This is a genomic window from Paracoccus sp. (in: a-proteobacteria) (assembly GCF_046289755.1).
Lineage (GTDB): Bacteria > Pseudomonadota > Alphaproteobacteria > Rhodobacterales > Rhodobacteraceae > Paracoccus.
Window position 1 is genome coordinate 58,838 of the sequence record NZ_JBKBVD010000002.1, and the last position, 16,115, is coordinate 74,952.

General features: G+C 65.2%; 14 protein-coding genes. 8 read left to right on the forward strand and 6 right to left on the reverse strand.

The genetic code is table 11. From position 1 onward, the window contains the following. Positions 1–70 precede the first annotated feature (70 nt). Both dhaL and ACK41U_RS01085 read right to left on the reverse strand, forming a co-directional pair. A complete protein-coding gene (gene dhaL / locus ACK41U_RS01080; protein ID WP_409674626.1) occupies positions 71–1,822 on the reverse strand; it encodes a dihydroxyacetone kinase subunit DhaL in 1,752 nt (583 codons plus the stop codon). A gap of 13 nt (positions 1,823–1,835) precedes the next feature. Beyond that, on the reverse strand, positions 1,836–2,645 hold the full coding sequence (locus ACK41U_RS01085; protein WP_409674629.1) for a sugar phosphate isomerase/epimerase family protein: 810 nt from the start codon (positions 2,643–2,645) through the stop codon (positions 1,836–1,838). 159 nt (positions 2,646–2,804) lie between these two features. Here ACK41U_RS01085 and ACK41U_RS01090 point away from each other — a divergent pair, with 159 nt between their 5' ends. From ACK41U_RS01090 to ACK41U_RS01115, 6 genes are all read left to right on the forward strand, one after another. After that, complete coding sequence (locus ACK41U_RS01090) at positions 2,805–3,650, forward strand: transketolase (RefSeq protein WP_409674864.1); 846 nt, start codon at positions 2,805–2,807, stop codon at positions 3,648–3,650. Further along, complete coding sequence (locus ACK41U_RS01095; protein WP_409674632.1) at positions 3,647–4,681, forward strand: transketolase family protein; 1,035 nt, start codon at positions 3,647–3,649, stop codon at positions 4,679–4,681. The genes ACK41U_RS01090 and ACK41U_RS01095 overlap by 4 nt, the downstream gene beginning before the upstream one ends. Before the next feature lie 22 nt (positions 4,682–4,703). Continuing rightward, entirely contained in the window at positions 4,704–5,456 is a 753-nt protein-coding gene (locus ACK41U_RS01100) for an SDR family NAD(P)-dependent oxidoreductase (protein ID WP_409674867.1), read from the forward strand. Positions 5,457–5,522: 66 nt separating this feature from the next. Continuing rightward, a complete protein-coding gene (locus ACK41U_RS01105; protein WP_409674635.1) occupies positions 5,523–6,485 on the forward strand; it encodes a TRAP transporter substrate-binding protein in 963 nt (320 codons plus the stop codon). 32 nt (positions 6,486–6,517) lie between these two features. Further along, positions 6,518–7,045 carry a TRAP transporter small permease gene (locus ACK41U_RS01110; protein WP_409674638.1) on the forward strand — a complete coding sequence of 176 codons (528 nt, stop codon included), beginning with the start codon at positions 6,518–6,520 and terminating at the stop codon, positions 7,043–7,045. Between the two features lie 12 nt (positions 7,046–7,057). Further along, a complete protein-coding gene (locus ACK41U_RS01115; RefSeq protein WP_409674641.1) occupies positions 7,058–8,314 on the forward strand; it encodes a TRAP transporter large permease in 1,257 nt (418 codons plus the stop codon). Here the strand turns inward: ACK41U_RS01115 and ACK41U_RS01120 are convergent. The 3 genes from ACK41U_RS01120 to ACK41U_RS01130 form a co-directional block, all read right to left on the reverse strand. Next, the gene (locus ACK41U_RS01120) at positions 8,311–9,285 is read right to left on the reverse strand and encodes a LysR family transcriptional regulator (protein WP_409674643.1); all 975 of its coding nucleotides are present in this window, start codon (positions 9,283–9,285) and stop codon (positions 8,311–8,313) included. The two genes, ACK41U_RS01115 and ACK41U_RS01120, sit on opposite strands and share 4 nt — an antisense overlap. A 366-nt stretch (positions 9,286–9,651) precedes the next feature. Further along, positions 9,652–11,268, reverse strand: coding sequence for a flotillin family protein (locus ACK41U_RS01125; protein ID WP_409674646.1), 1,617 nt, complete (start codon positions 11,266–11,268; stop codon positions 9,652–9,654). A gap of 27 nt (positions 11,269–11,295) precedes the next feature. Then, positions 11,296–12,027, reverse strand: a complete 732-nt coding sequence (locus ACK41U_RS01130; RefSeq protein ID WP_409674649.1) for an OB-fold-containig protein — start codon at positions 12,025–12,027, stop codon at positions 11,296–11,298. Between the two features lie 231 nt (positions 12,028–12,258). Here ACK41U_RS01130 and ACK41U_RS01135 point away from each other — a divergent pair, with 231 nt between their 5' ends. Then, positions 12,259–12,522: a BLUF domain-containing protein gene (locus ACK41U_RS01135; RefSeq protein WP_409674870.1), complete on the forward strand. Its 264-nt coding sequence runs from the start codon at positions 12,259–12,261 to the stop codon at positions 12,520–12,522. On the opposite strand, the gene ACK41U_RS01140 is transcribed toward ACK41U_RS01135, so the two are convergent. Then, positions 12,468–13,472, reverse strand: coding sequence for a sensor histidine kinase (locus tag ACK41U_RS01140; protein WP_409674652.1), 1,005 nt, complete (start codon positions 13,470–13,472; stop codon positions 12,468–12,470). The two genes, ACK41U_RS01135 and ACK41U_RS01140, sit on opposite strands and share 55 nt — an antisense overlap. Before the next feature lie 433 nt (positions 13,473–13,905). On the opposite strand from ACK41U_RS01140, the gene ACK41U_RS01145 reads away from it, so the two are divergent. Continuing rightward, positions 13,906–16,113 (forward strand): putative bifunctional diguanylate cyclase/phosphodiesterase, encoded by a 2,208-nt coding sequence (locus tag ACK41U_RS01145; protein WP_409674655.1) that lies wholly within the window; start codon positions 13,906–13,908, stop codon positions 16,111–16,113. Positions 16,114–16,115 lie beyond the last annotated feature (2 nt).

A 16,115-nucleotide genomic window follows, 5' to 3' on the forward strand; every position in this document is an offset into this window, starting at 1 on the left:
GTGAAGATAAGCGTGACCCGGCTGAGCGGCTTTGGTCCCAGGTGTCAGATCAGCGGGAAAAGAGCTTGTCTCAGATGCCCGATGCGGGACGCAGGCTTTGATACATCGCAGAGATGACCAGATGCGCTGATGCCGCCCCCGGGTCGATATGACCGATCGACCGGGCGCCCAGCTTGGCAGACCTGCCGCGACGGCTTTCGATGTCAGCGGTGCGGTCCCGGCCCTCTTGCGCGGCCGCGGTGGCGGCGCGCAGGCAAGCTGACGGATCGCTGTCATGGGCGCGCGCGGCCTCGGCGGCGGGCAGCCACGCATCAATCATCGTCTTGTCGCCGGGGCGCGCACCGCCGCGCGACAGGATGCCGTCGCAGATGCCTGTGATCCATGCGGCCATGGCGGGGCCGTCAAGGTTCAGCCGGTCGGCCACAGCCCGGGCAGCCTCATGAAATGCGCTGGCGTAAAGCGGCCCTGTCGAGGCGCCGACCGCGTCGAGAAAGGCCGCCGACATGCGCGTGCAAAGCTGTGTGATCGTCTCGTCGGCGGGGGCCTCGTTCATCACGCGGGCAATGGCGGTCCAGCCGATCTCCATCGTGATGCCGTGATCGCCATCGCCGATGATCCCGTCCAGCTCCGACAGCCAGTCCCGCTGCGCGCGGATCGCCTGTGCGGCGGCCAGCATCATGGCGCGGAAGACATCCGGTGTGACCGTCCCCTCCGTCGCCAGCTGGTCGCGGTCCTGCGCGATGGTGGTGACCGCCGGCGCCCGGACCACACGCGGCATGCGGCGGGTGGCGGGCGCTGTCACCGCGCTGCCGACCGTCAGGGCAGGGGTGCGGCAGGGATGGTCCAGCAGCCGGGTCAGGTCCTCGTCCAGCCGCATCACCGTGACCGAGGCGCCCGACATGTCCAGCGAGGTGCAGTATTCGCCGACCCAGGTGCGATGGGTCGCAATGCCGCGTGCGGCCAGTATCTGCGCCACCCGGCGATTGAGCACATACAGCTCAAGCTGTCCGGTCGCGCCCAGGCCGTTGACCAGCACCGCCACCCGGTCGCCTGCGGTCAGGCCCAGATCGTCCAGAATGGCGCCAAGCAACTCGTCCGCCACCGCGTCGGCAGTGCCCACAGGCCCCGATCGCATGCCCGGCTCGCCATGGATTCCCATACCGATCTCCATCCGGTCAGGCGCGATGTCGAAATGCGCACGCCCTGTCTGCGGCATGGAACAGGGCGTCAGCGCGACCCCCATGGAGCGTGTGGCCGCATTGGCGGCCCGCGCGGCCGCCACGCAGCCGTCCAGATCACGGCCCGCATCGGCGGCGGCGCCCGCAACCTTGAAGACGAAGAAATCACCCGCGATCCCGCGCCGTTCGCCTTCCCGCCCGGCAGGGGCCGAGGCGACGTCATCGGTCACCGCGACGGACCGTGCCGGAATGCCTTCGGCCTGACACGCCTCGGCGGCCATGTCGAAATTCATCACGTCGCCGGTGTAGTTGCCATAGAGAAACAGCACGCCCGTCCCACCATCGACAGCGCGGGCGGCGTCCATGATCTGCTGCGGACCGGGCGAGGCGAACACATTGCCCACCGCCGCCGCATCGGCCAGACCCCGGCCCACATAGCCCGCAAAGGCCGGTTCATGGCCCGAGCCGCCGCCGATGACGACCCCGACCTTGCCCTCGCGCGGGCCGTCGACGGCGACGACGGCCCGCCGCGTCGGCCCCTCCAGCGCCAGCAGGTCGGGATGGGCGGCGATCATGCCCTCCAGCGCGTCGGTCACGATGGTCTCGGGTGCGTTCAGCAGGCGCTTGGTGCAGTGGTCGGTCATGGTGTCTCCTCCCTCAGGTGACGATGCGGCGGGCATGGGCGACGGTCTGGTCCAGCCACGGGCCTTCTGCGGCACGGGCCCGGGCGGGATCGTCGCCCAAAGGCAGCCAATGTTCCAGAATGCAGCTTGTGTCGGGCGGGCAATGGGCCAGCTGCGCCAGCACCCATTCCAGCGGCGCGCGGCCCTGCCCCAAAGGAACGCCCCGGATGCGGAACCCCACGCCATAAGGGTCGGGCGTGATGACGTAGTCCTTCAGGTGCAGGTTGATCGTATAGGGGGCCAGCATGCCGACGGTTTCCTCGGTCCATTCGCCCGCGCAGATGGAGTTTGCCACGTCCAGACAGACGCCCAGCTGCGGATCGTCGACGCTGTCCAGCAGATCGACCATGCGCGGCGAGGGATAGTTGAAATGGTTTTCGATCGCGATCCGGAGACCGGCGGTTCGCGCCCTGTCCAGCAACGGGCGCAGTTGCGCGGCCAGACCGGCCACCGGCAGATGCGCATCGGCCTCGTCCAGCGCCACGCGCAGGATGCGCGCACCGATCCGCTGGCCGATGACCAGATAGCGCGCGACCTCGTCGGCATCAAAGCACTGGGTGCCCAGTTCCAGCGCGATGCCGCGATCATGGGCCGCCTGCGCCAGCGCGTGCTGCGCGGCCTCGGACAGGCGGTCCAGCGGCATGTTGTCTGCATATTGCACGACACCAAGTCCGCGCGCATGCGCCTCGTCCAGCAGGTCCAAGGCGGTCATCGGCTGCGGTGGGTACTGATCCCTGATGCCGATGTTCCAGCGAAAGGCATAGCTGCCCAGTCCCAGTTTCATGCGCGTCCCCTCCCGTCTGCGTTGCGCGACCTTGCCTGAGTGGCGCGCCGTTACAATTCAGTTTTTCTACACAGTTTGTTAATTTTTACTGCCTTACGCGGTGCCGTCTTTCAGCTAGCGTCATGGCAACTGGTCGCAGGGGAGGACGACATGACCGCAATGACACGGCCCTTACACGGGTCGAACATTTCGCTGGCCCGCCGGGCATGGGCGATCCGCCGCCATGCCCTGCGCATGGGGCAGGTGCAGGGGCAGGGCTATATCGGTCAGGCACTGGGCATCGCCGATGTGCTGGCTGTGGCCTATTTTCACGCGATGGATTTTCGTCCCGAAGACCCCGAATGGGAAGGGCGCGACCGCTTTTTGCTGTCGATCGGCCATTACGCCATCGCGCTGTATGCCGCGCTGATCGAGGCGGGCATCCTGCCGGAAGAGGAAATCGAGACCTATGGCATGGATGACAGCCGCATGCCCATGTCCGGCATGGCGTCCTATACGCCGGGGATGGAGATCACCGGCGGCTCGCTGGGTCACGGTCTGGGCATTGCCGTCGGCATGGCGATGGGTCTGAAGCGCAAGAAGAACCCCGCATTTGTCATCAATCTGATGTCGGACGGCGAACTGGGCGAAGGCTCGACCTGGGAGGCCGCGATGTCGGCCTCGGCGCAGGGGCTGTCGAACCTGATCTGTCTGGTGGACTTCAATGACCAGCAGGCGGACGGGCCTTCCACGCAGGTTCTGTCCGCCGAGCCGGTGGCCGACAAATGGGTGGCCTTTGGATGGTACACGCAGCGCGTCAACGGCAATGATATCAACGCCGTGCGCGATGCGTTCGATGCCGCCCGCAACCATGCCGGGACCCAGCCCCGCGTGATCGTGTTCGACACCACCATGTGCAAGGGCGTACCCTTTCTGGAAGCCCGTGACGTGAACCATTTCGTGCGCGTCGAGGCCGAGGAATGGGACCGCGCGCTGGCCATTCTGGACCAAGGACAACCGCAATGACCCATGCAAGCCAGGCGCGCAAATACGAGGCCCGCCACGCCCCCGAGGGCCCCCGCGCCGCCACATCGGCGATGATCGCCTCGCTGGCCGCCGAAGGCTACGATGCCGTGCCCGCGCCGTTCGGTCACGCGCTGATCGAACTGGCGAAAAAGGACGACCGCGTTGTCGGCCTGTCCGCTGATCTGGCCAAATACACCGACATGCACATTCTGGCGCAGGCGATGCCGGACCGGTTCTTTCAGATGGGCATGGCCGAGCAGCTGCTGATGTCCGCGGCGGCCGGGATGGCGCGCGAGGGCTTTTTGCCCTTCGCCACCACCTATGCGGTCTTTGCCAGCCGCCGCGCCTATGATTTCATCGCCATGGCCATCGCCGAGGAGAACCTGCCGGTCAAGATCTGCTGCGCCCTGCCGGGCCTGACCACCGGCTATGGCCCCAGCCATCAGGCGACCGAGGATCTGGCGATCTTTCGCGGCCTGCCCAACATGACCTTGATCGACCCCTGCGACGCGGCGGATATTCAGGGCATGGTGCCCGCAATGGCCGCCCATCCCGGCCCGGTCTATGCCCGCCTGCTGCGCGGCAAGGTTCCGGACGTGCTGCGCCGCCACAAGCCCGACTACAAATTCGAGCTGGGCCGCGCGCAGATGATCCGCGAGGGGGGCGACGTGCTGGTCATCTCGACCGGGATCATGACGATGCGGGCGCTGGATGCCGCCGTCCGGCTGGAGGCGGACGGGATCGGGGTGGCCGTGCTGCACGTCCCCACGATCAAGCCGCTGGACCGCGCCACCATCCTGGCCGAGGCGCGGCGCGGTGGCCGTCTGGTCGTCACCGCCGAGAACCACACCGTGATCGGTGGGCTGGGCGAGGCTGTCGCCACCACGCTGATGCTGGAGGGTGTGGCGCCGCAATTCCGTATGATCGGCCTGCCGGATGAATTTCTCGAGGCCGGTGCGCTGCCGACCTTGCACGACATGTATGGGCTGTCCGTCGACCGGGTGGCCGAACAGATCAAGGGCTGGCTGTAGGCCAGAGAGGGAGAGGATGAGAATGGGACTTCTGGACGGTAAATACGCGATCATCACCGGCGCCGCCTCGGCGCGCGGTCTGGGCAAGGCCACGGCGCAATTGTTTGCCGATCACGGCGCGGCGGTGGCGATCCTGGATCTGGACGAGGGCGCGGCGCAGGCGGCGGCCGATGATCTTGGCGCGGGCCATCTGGGCCTGGCCTGCGACGTGACCGACAAGGCGGCCTGCCAGGCCGTCATCGAGCGGCTGACGCTGGCCTGGGGCCGCATCGACATTCTGGTAAACAACGCAGGCATCACGCAGCCGCTGAAATCGCTGCAGATCGAGGCGGCGCATTACGATGCGGTCCTCGATGTGAACCTGCGCGGCACGCTGTATATGACACAGGCGGTGGTGCCGGTCATGCAGAAGAACGGCGGTGGCAGCATCGTGAACATGTCCTCGGTCAGCGCGCAGCGCGGCGGCGGCATCTTCGGCGGGCCGCATTACTCGGCGGCCAAGGCGGGGGTGCTGGGTCTGACCAAGGCGATGGCCCGCGAATTCGCGCCCGACCAGATCCGCATCAACGCGATCTGCCCCGGTTTCATCGCCACCGACATCACCGCAGGCAAGCTGACGCCCGAGATGATGGAGACGATCCTGTCGGGCATCCCGATGGGGCGGGCGGGCGAGGCGCGCGACGTGGCGGGCTGTGCGCTGTTTCTGGCCTCTGACCTGTCGGCCTATTGCACCGGCACAGAGGTCGATGTGAACGGCGGCGCGCTGATCCACTGACGACGAAGCCGCAGGCCTTTGGAGGGGCCGGCGGGTGACATATCAATCAAATGGGAGGACTGACCAATGACCAAGAAAATTCTCACCGCTCTGACGCTGTCCGCGGCCCTGACGGGGGCGGCTGGCGCACAAGAGGTGATCTTTGCCCATGGCGCCGCGCCCGGCAATCCGCGCGATGTCGCCGCGAATGAATGGGCCGAGGCCTTCGCCGCCTGTTCCGAGGGCGCCAGCGTCAACGTGGCAGGTGCTGCCACCATGGGCGATGACGTCGAAATGCTGACCTCGGCCAGCGCGGGCATCATCCATGTTTCTGCCAACAGTCAGGGCGCGCTGTCGCAGATGGTGCCGGAAATCGGCCTGCTTGGCCTGCCCTTCCTGTTCCCCGATCTGCCCACCGCATGGGAGGTGATGGACGGCGAAGTCGGCCAGATGCTGGACGCACAGGCGCAGAACGCGGGGCTCAAGATTCTGGGGTTCTGGGACAACGGCATCCGCCATGTCAGCCACATGTCGAAGACGGTCGCGACCCCGGCGGATCTGGCCGGAATGAACATCCGCACGCCGCCCGATCAGATGACGATCGACATTTTCTCGGCCCTCGGGGCCTCGCCTGCGCCGCTGTCGTTTTCCGAGCTGCCGACCGCGCTGCAATCGGGTGTGTTCGACGGGCAGGAAAACCCGCTGACCAATATCTATTCCTCGAAGATCCACGAGATCACCAAATTCATCACGCTGACCGGGCACAAATACGAATCCACCCCGGTCGTTGCGGGTCTGGGATGGTGGTCGGGGCTGGACGAGGCCACCCAGACCTGCGCGCTGGAGGCGACAGCCGAGGCTGGCGCGCGCCAGCGTCAGGCCTCGCTTGAGGCCGAGGAAAGCCTGCGCGCCGCGATGGAGGCCGAAGGTGTCACCTTTGCCGAGGCCGACCGTGACGCCTATATCGCGGCCACGACGGGGGTCTATGAACGCCATGCGGCCAACTTCCCCGAACTGGTCGAGGCTTTGCGCGCCGCGTCGGGCCAATGACACCGGGTCAGCCGCAGGCAGGGCAGGGGGGCGTGACCCCTCTGATCCTGCGCGCGGGCCGCGGGCTGGCATGGCTGATCGAGGGCAGCGGCAAGGTGATTGCGGTCGCCTGCCTTGCCTTCATGTTCGGCGCGTTGCTGGTCAATGTGATCCTGCGTTATGCGTTTTCCAGTGGTATCCCCTGGGCCTACGAAATCCACGCGGTGCTGCTGCCGTGGCTGGTCGCGGGCGGCGTCGTGATCGCCGCCGCAAACGGTGCGAATATCGCCATCACGCTGCTGCCCGGAGTGCTGCGGCCACGCGGGGCGCGGGCGCTGCTGGGCGTTGTGCAGGTGGCGATCCTTGTCATCTCGCTGTCGGTGCTGCTGAGCAGCCAGCCGATCCTGCGCGCCTCGCAGTTTCAGACATTGTCCACCTTGGGCATCCGGCAGGTCTGGGGTTACGCCAGTCTGGTCTACGCCTTCGGGGGCATGGCGCTGATCGCCGCGCTTGACCTGTTGCGTGTGGTTCTGGGCGGGCTGACCTGGGACCGCGATCCGGCTGCAAACAGCCTCAGCTGAAAGGATGATCCGATGACGACAACGATGATCTGGGTCTTTTTCGCGCTGATGGCGCTGGCGGTGCCGGTGGCCCACGCGATGCTGGGCGGCACCGCATTCGCCCTGTGGATGGAGGGCCGCCCGATGGCCGTCATCGCGCAGCGCCTGTATTCGCCGACGCAGAGCTTTCCGATGCTGGCGGTCCCCTTCTTCATTCTGGCGGGCAGTCTGATGATGCAGGGGCGGTTCGGCGAGTATCTTGTCAATATCGCCCGCCTCTTTGTCGGTCATATGCGGGGTGGGCTGGGACAGGTCTCGGTCATCGGCTCGGTGATGTTCGGGGGGGTGTCAGGCTCGGCGGTGGCGGATGCCACGGCGATGGGCAACGCGCTGATCCCGGTGCAGAAAAAGGCCGGGTATCCGGGCGGATTTGCGGCCGCGGTCAACGCCTCATCCTCGACCATCTCGGTGCTGATCCCGCCCTCGATCCCGTTGATCCTGTATGGGCTGGTGGCGAATGTGTCGATCATCGACCTGTTCGTCGCGGGCATCCTGCCCGGCGTGATTCTGGGACTGGGCATGTTCGGTTGTGTCTGGTGGGTCGCCCGCCGCCGCGACCTGCCCCGCGCGCCGCTGGAAGGCGGTTTCCGCGCGTTTCGCAGCCAGTTGCTGATGGCAGTGCCCGCGCTGCTGATGCCCGTCTTCGTCATCGGCACGCTGCGGTTCGGGGTCGCCACCCCCACCGAGGTCAGCGTGATGGCGGTGGCCTATGCACTGGTCATCAGCGGGCTGATCTATCGCGACCTGACGCTGCGCGCCGCATGGCGGGCGTCGGTCGAGACGGCGATGATGACGGGCGCGGTGATGCTGATCATCATGGCCTCGTCGACGATCCAGTGGTTGCTGACCGCCGAGCGGGTGCCACAGGAACTGGCGGTCTGGGTCACCGGCACGCTGTCCGAACCGTGGATGGTCATCCTGGCCCTGAATCTGGTGATGCTGATCATCGGCGCCTTTCTTGACCTGCCTGCGGCGATCTTGCTGCTGGGGCCACTGTTTGTGGGCATCGGTCAGGCCATCGGGCTGGACCCGGTGCAACTGGGCCTGATGATGGTCGTGAACCTGTCGATCGGCCTTTATACCCCGCCGGTGGGCACGACGCTGTTCATATCCGCCGGGATCGCCAGGGTCGGGATCGGCGAGACGGTGCGCGCGCTGGTGCCCTTCTATCTGGTCGCACTGGCGGTGTTGCTGCTGATCTCGTATGTGCCGGCGCTGACGATCTACTAGGGGGCGCCAGGCAGGCCGGGCGGATCGGCCTGTCGGAAGCGGCAGCCGAGGTCTGCCAGCGTCGCACGCGCCTCGGCCTCATGGGCCTGCGCTGCGGCGCTGATCCAGTCGGCAAAACGGGCCACGATGCGGCGGTTCAGGTGGCGCGGCGGGCAGACCATCCAATAGGCGGGAAAGTCGATCACCTCGAACGCCGTCGACAGCGGCACCAGATCGCCACGCCGGATGTCGGGCAGGCACAGGTTCACGCTGTCCAGCGCCACCCCCATGCCCTGCCGCGCCAGCTCCAGCGACATCGAGGACCGGTCGAACGCCATCGGATAGGTCAGATCCGGCAGATCCACCCGGTTCAGCGCCAGCCAGAGATCCCACCGGAACATCGTCTTGACGCTGTCGATCAGCACGGCATGGCGCAACTGCCCGGCCGGATCGTCCGACATGGCGCGCAGCCGGGCCAGATAATCCGGGCTGCACATCGGCATGACCAGATCGTGCATCACCCCCATGACCGACAAGCCCGCCCACTGACCATGGCCATAGCGCAGGTCGAAATCGACCGTCTCGGTCTCGAAGGCGGTGAAATCCTGGGTGGCATCGACGCGGATGGCCCATTCCGGGTTGGCGGTCAGAAAGGCGCCGATGCGCGGTCCCAGCCAGCGCACGCCGAAACTGGGGCTGACGCGCAGGATCAGGTTGCGCAGGTCACGCTGCCGGGTGATGGCGCTGCGGGCGTTGCGGATCGCGCCGAATGCGTGGGTGGCGGTCTGGTACAGGATGTCGCCTTCCTGCGTCAGGATCAGTTTGCGCCGCTCGCGGCGGAACAGGCGGACGCCGAACTGCTCTTCCAGCAGGCGCAGTTGCTGGCTGACGGCCGAGGGCGTGACGCCCAGCTCTGCGGCGGCTCCGGTGACCGACCCCTGCCGGGCGACAGTCTCGAAATATTCGATCGCCTTGATGTTGATGTCACGCATGGGGGCGTTGAACCGGCTGGCGCGGCATGTCCGGCCTCTGCATCATGTGTTGCGGCGAATATTCGGTCGGGCCACGTCTTCTCCGATGCAATCTGCAATGGACTGCCTGAATAGCCCTATTCGATGCGATTCGCGAACGGCAAGGCAGCGGGCCGCAAACCGCCGGACCGGCATTGCTGAACGCGCGGACCGGATCCGGGCGGAACGGCAGGTGCTGCCGAAAGCCCTTTCAGGGCCTGTGCCGCGCCCGGATCGTTGAGGCCGGCCCATCCTGCAGGCGGCGGTTGCGGCAACGCGGCGACGATCGGTCTGATCTGGCGTTGATGGCGCGCCGTCCGCATGCCTGTGCCGCCGCGTTTTGGTCGGTCACGTCTCGCCGGGTCGTTCCGACATGTCAGAGACAGAGGCCGCGATTCCGTCCATGCCCTTGCTGAAGTCGATCCCGACCTCTTTGCCGAGCGCGGTCAGGATCGGCATGGCCACGGCATTGCGCTGCATGCCGGACATGACCTGATCGACGATCCCCCCTCCTGCCCCCCCTCGTGCGCCGTCCTCGGCCCCGCCGGTTGCGGGCGCACTGCCGGACATGCCGGTCACCTGATTGATGCGGAACGACTGGATGTGCCGCGCAGGTTCCACCATCTCGCGGATGATGGCGGGCAGGGCTTCGATCTTGGCAAGGCGCAGCTTGAAATCCATCACCTCGGACGACAGAGAGTTCTCGGCCTCGACCTTGGCGCGGATGGTGGAGGCCTCGGCCTCGCCCTTTTCGCGCTCGGCGGCGGCGGCAATCTTGATGGCGTCGGCTTCGGCCCGTGCATGGGCGATGATTGCCAGCGCCTGATCTTCGGCAGCCTCTCGCTCGACCCGGGCGCGGACGCGGACGGATGTCGCTTCCCTCTCGGCGTCCTTCTCGGCCTGGATGATCTCGATGGTCTTTTCGCGCTCTGCGATGGCGGTCAGCTTGGCCGTGTTGATGGCCTCTTCGGCGGTGATGGCTTCGGCGCGGGCAAGCGCCGCCTGCGCTTCGGCGCGGCTTTGCTTTTCCGATTGCAGCGCAACGCTGGCCGTCGATTCCTGACGGGCAATCTGGAGGGTCAGTTCCTGTTCGATCTGTGCCGTGCGCACGCCGCGCTCTCGTTCGATCCGGGCGACCTCGCGCAGGCGCTCGGTCTCTTCGGCGATGCGGGTCTGCTCGCGTGCGGCCCGCGCCTCCAGTTCGGAGACGGCAATCCGCTGCGCCTGCGTCGCCTCGGCCTCGACCCGCTCCACCTCCAGCGTGTGGATGCGGTTGGATTGCTGCGTGCGGGCGATTTCCAGCGCCGCGGACTCTTCGATCACGACCCGTTGCTTCTTTTGCTCGGACACGATGGCCGAGCGGACGCGCATGCCTGTCACGTCAAAGGTGTTGTTCTCGTCCAGCTTGCTGATCGGCGTTTCGTCCAGCTTGGTCAGCGCAACGCTTTCAAGTTCCAGCCCGTTGGGGCTGAGGTCGTTGTTCAGCGTCTGCTGTACCTTCTGCACGAAACTGGCGCGCGACTGGTGCAGCTCGATCAGGTCCATCCCCGCGGTGATCGCGCGCATGGTGTCCTGAACCTTGCCCTCCAGCAGGCTGCGGATCGCGCCCAGATCATTTGTGTTCTGGCCCAGTGACTGTGCGGCGCGGGCAATGGCGTCGATATCGGGTGCCACGCGGATGAAGAACTGCGCCGCGGCATCGACCCGGCGGCTGTCCTTGGTGATCAGCCCGTCGCCGCCGTCGACCGTGATGGTCATGGTCTTCATGTTGACGCGCAGCAGGTCGTGCAGGCCCGGCAGCACGATGATCCCGCCGCCCATCACCACCCTGAGCCCGCCGGCACCGGTGCGGACCAGCGCCATTTCCTGGGTGGACCGGCAATAGAGCCGCACCATGATGAGGCCCAGCACCACAAGGGCCAGAACGATGATGGCGCCGGGAATGAAAACAGCCAGAAAATCCACGGAGAACTCCTTTCAGCGGAACAGGGCTCAGCTTGTGCTGATGGAAACGATGCGCGGTTGCCGCGCCTTGGTCTTGACGATGAGAACTTCGGTATTGGCCGCGATGGTGTCGCCGTCGCGCAGCGGTTCGGCCATCAGGCTGTGCGTGGTGCCGTACATGTCGCGCCAGCGCACCTGCGCAGGCTCGCCACGGCGCGCCTCGCCGATCACCACATGGCCCCGGCGGCCGTTATAGGTCTGCCCCGAGATGGCGTGGGATTCGAACGAGGGGATCAGACGCGACGCGAAGGCGGCCAGCCGACCGCCCAGCAAAAGCCCCGGCACAAGCGCAATGGCCAGGGCAAGGCCTGCCGGAAGCATGGCTCCGGTGGCCGCCTGAAGCGACAGCTGCAGGAAGTATCCGCAGGACGAGATGCCCGAGGCGATGCAGGTCAGCGACACCAGCAGCGGCCCGTGGCCCAGACCGGCCAGGCGCAGCAGGCGGGCTGTGCGTGACGGGCCACGCGGGGGTGCGTTCGGCGGCAGATCGAGTGTCGCAAGCTCTGCCTCGGTCAGCACTCCGGTCTCGGGCAGGGTGATGCTGTCGTAAACCCCGGCGTCGAAACCGGCGGCCACATCCGGCCCTTCGCCCGCGCCCTCCACCTCGATGTTGCTGGACAGCCCGATCAGCATCAAGGCGATCTCTGTGACCAGAAGCACGACGATGAATCCCGCCAGCACGGAAAAGGGCTTCAGTCCGTCCACAAGCAAGAGGTGCATTTGTCAGTCTCACCGATTTTCCCGGCAGTATGCGCAGTTCTCTTCGGCAGGCAATGACCAAAGCGCCTGAAATCAGGCACATGTACGGATCTGCTGTCAGCGCATCGGTCTGACCGTGACGCGGATCGCTTTTGTCGCAAGGCGGGTCCATGGCGCTTTGACGGTCAGTCTGGCCGACAGCGTGGACGCGCCGTGAACCTGCCGGTCGCACGTCAACGGGGCGCAAATGCAATGCGCCGGACAGCATGGCTGACGCACCGCTTGCGCACCAACAGCAAGCACGACGGAATTGCCGGAGTGCTGATCGTCAGCGAAGCGGAGTTTGTGCAGATCCCGGAGGGTCCCCGAACGGCAGTTTCCAGGAGTTTCATGCACATCATGCAGGACAACCGGCATCAGAATGTCAGAATCCTGTTTGCGGGCGCAGGCAACAGCTCGCATCAGACCGGGCCCAGGGGAAACGAGAGGGTGACAACCAGGCCATCCGGCTCATAGATCTGCTCAACGCGACCGCCGAGATCGCTTTCTGCGGTGAACTGGATAAGGCGCGTGCCGAAGCCGGTCGACGTTGGTGACGTCACTTCCGGACCATTGCTTTCCCGCCAGCGCAGGTTGACATGAGGTTGTCCGATCTCTTCATCGCTGATGGTCCAGACGATGGTCACCCGGCCATCGGGTGCGGAAAGTGCGCCGTATTTGGCCGCGTTCGTCGCCAGCTCATGCAGGATCATCCCCAGCGCCATCGACTCATGCGCGGACAGAGACACTTTCGGCCCTTTCTCCAGCACGACAGCGTTTCTTTTCCCCATATAGGGCGCGAGGACCGTTTCCGCCAAGGCGGGCAGTTCTGCCATGTCCTCCTTGGCGGTCACTTCCAGAACCTTTCCCAGCGCATCAAGACGGCCGAGAAAGGCGTCACGGTATTCTGCCGCCGTGCGATCCTTTACGTTCGTCTGGCGGGCCAATGCGCGGGTGACCGACAGAAGGTTTTTGAGGCGATGGTGCAGCTCGCCGATCAGGTTGCTCTGCGACTCCTCCTTTTGTTGTCGCAGGGTGGCATCCACCATCGACAGCAACAGGATGCGACGTCCGCTGCCAGGCTGGGCGATGCGCTGTGCGCTGAGCAGCATCGTGCGCTGCCCGATGGCAGGAAATTTTGCCGTCACCTCATAGTCAAAGACCGAGGCGCTGTTGGGAATCACCTTTTCGAGAATGAGGCGCAGCTCGTCAATGTTCCACTGGCCATCGCCCAGTTCGTGGAACGCAACACCGACAGTGTCGTCGCGGCTGGTCTCGAACATGCGGTAAAATGCGGGGTTGGCGCTAATGATCGTCAGCTCGTTGTCGAGCACCAGAAGCGGGTCGCGGATGGTATCAATCACCCCCTGTGTCTGGAGGTGGGACGTGCGCAACAGGCGATAGAGGTCATCAAGGTCCAGAGACATGTTTCACCGGTAATTGTCAGGCATCTCAGGGTTGCATAGCCCAAGTCCCTAAGGCAACACGACTTGCTCACGAACCCGCGAAATCGCTGTCCGCGCGCGCGTGAAACAGACGGTCATCATCGCGTGCAATCTGCGCCCATCACCCGCTGACGTCACGCCCGCCATCATGCGAAACACGCAGGCCATGCCTGTGCTGTCAGGTGGGATCCTGCAAGGGGCCGCCCTGCGCCTGATGCGGGCGACCCGGTGTCGTGCAGAGCCGGGTTGAAGCCGGTCGCCGCCTGCCGGAAGCTGCGCAACGCCGCGTGCTTTTGTAAATGCGGTTCGGTATGATTTGATCATCACTTGCGGATTTTGTCGGAACTGGCTGGGCGCTGGTCTGGCCTGCTGGCCCGGCAGGCGGCACAGGGCACATAAACGTTTGGAGGTCCATTTGCAGCGGCTGAACAAACGCCACTCGCTTTCGGTGCAGATCACCGGGTCCGTCCTCGTCGTGCTGGCGACGGGAATGCTGTGTCTCATATTCGTGGGCCGGGACGCGGTTCACAGGGCCGATATGAATGCTGTGGCACGACAGGAACGGTTTGCCGCAGGCAATTTCTCTGCCGCCGTCGCGCACCTTCCCGAGCAACAGCGAAGCGCGACGATCTGGGATGACGCAGTTTTCAGAACCGGGCTCCGGGATCACGACTGGATGGATGCGAACCTGGGTGCCTGGATGCAAAGCTATTTCGGGCACAACGAAAGCTACATTCTGGATCATCGGAACAGGCCGTTTTTCGCATCGGTCGCAGGCACGCGCCTTTCGCCCGAAGCCTACGACATCCGGCGCGAGGCCATCGCGCCGCTGGTGATGCAGCTTCGGGCGGCGATGGCCGAGGTCAGCGAAGGATCTGACAATCCCTATCAGGCGCTTGCCGAGGCGTCGATCGCAGCTCCTGTCCGGTTTGACAGCGGCGCGGCCATCGTCAGTGTGGTTCCCATCGTTTCTGATACGGGAGAGATGGCGCAAACGCCCGGTACGGAAGCATTGCACGTTGCGGTGCGTTATCTGGACCTTGGTCTTGCGCAGGCAATCGGCAAGCCGATCGAGCTTGCGGATGTGGCATTTGACAGTGCTCCCAGGGGTGGCGGGATGGCGGGCATTCCTGTGAATGCGTCGTCCGGGGACGCCATAGCCTGGCTTGTCTGGCAGCCAGAGCGGCCAGGATCGGGACTGGTGATGCGGATGCTGCCAGTGCTGCTGGGAAGCGGCCTGGCCTTCGCACTGTTGATATGGTGGATTATCCGACATCTGCTGCGTGTCTCGGGGCAATTGCAGGTCAGCGAAGCGCAGGCCCGGTTTCTGGCGAACCATGACGCTTTGACCGGCCTCCCGAACCGGGCGCTGTTTCACGACCGGCTTGCGCAGGCCATGCGCACTGCAGGGCAGGACGGTCAGTCCCTAGCCCTTCTGGCCATCGATCTGGACGGATTCAAGCGGATCAATGACACTCTGGGCCACCCGGCCGGAGACGAGCTGATCCGGCAAGTCGGAAACAGGTTGTCAGAACTCGTGCGCGCGTCAGACACGGTCGCGCGCATCGGAGGGGACGAATTCATGCTGCTTCTGTCCAACATGAACGACGACAGCGCGCTTCGACGCATCGGCACCAAGATCGTGGAGGACCTGTCACGTCCATACTCGTTGCTGGGAAATTCCAGCCGTGTCGGTGCCAGCGTGGGGGCCGTCAGGACCAGCACCCCGCTCGCTGACCCGGACGAACTCGTCCGGCGGGCCGATATGGCGCTCTACCGGGCCAAAGCTGAAGGCAAAGGGCGGTTCAACCTGTTCGACGAGAATCTGACAGCCCCGGCAAAGCAGCGGAGCGCCATCGGGTCCGACCTGCGGCAGGCGCTGGAAACCGGGGAAGGGCTCAGACTGGTCTATCAGCCATTTTATGACAGAGACGGGCAGGTGACCGGCGCCGAGGCCCTGTGCCGTTGGGATCATCCCCGCCATGGCCCGTTGTCCCCCGAGATCTTCATCCGCATTGCCGAGGAACGGGGGTTGATCGACAAGCTGGGACGCTGGACGCTTGAAACGGCCTGTCAGTTTGCGGCCGACACGAACCTGCCCAAGATCGCCGTCAACGTCTCTCCGATACAACTGCGACATGCTGAATTCATCCCGTTGGTGCTTCGGACTTTGGAAAGCACCGGCCTTCCACCCCCGCGGCTGGAGCTGGAACTCACTGAGAATGCGGTGCTCGAACAGAGCCGTGAGATCGCAGATACCCTCAGCCGGCTTCGCACTATCGGTATCAGGATTGCTCTCGACGACTTTGCGACTGGCAACTCATCCCTGCAATATCTGCGTGACCATCGGGTCGACTGCCTCAAGATCGACAGGACATTTGTGGCGCGCCTTGGCATGGACGAGGAATCGGATCGCCTTGTCCGGGCCATCTTTGGATTGGCGCGGGCGACGGGCATTTCCGTGACGGTCGAAGGGATCGAGACCGAGGCACAGCACAGCCTGCTGGCCGCGATGGGGTGCACGACATTCCAGGGGTTCTTTCTGAGCCGCCCGTTGGAGCCCCAGCAGTTCGCGGCGCAACTTCGCGATGACCGGATGCAGCCGTCACGATCTTCGCCATAGCG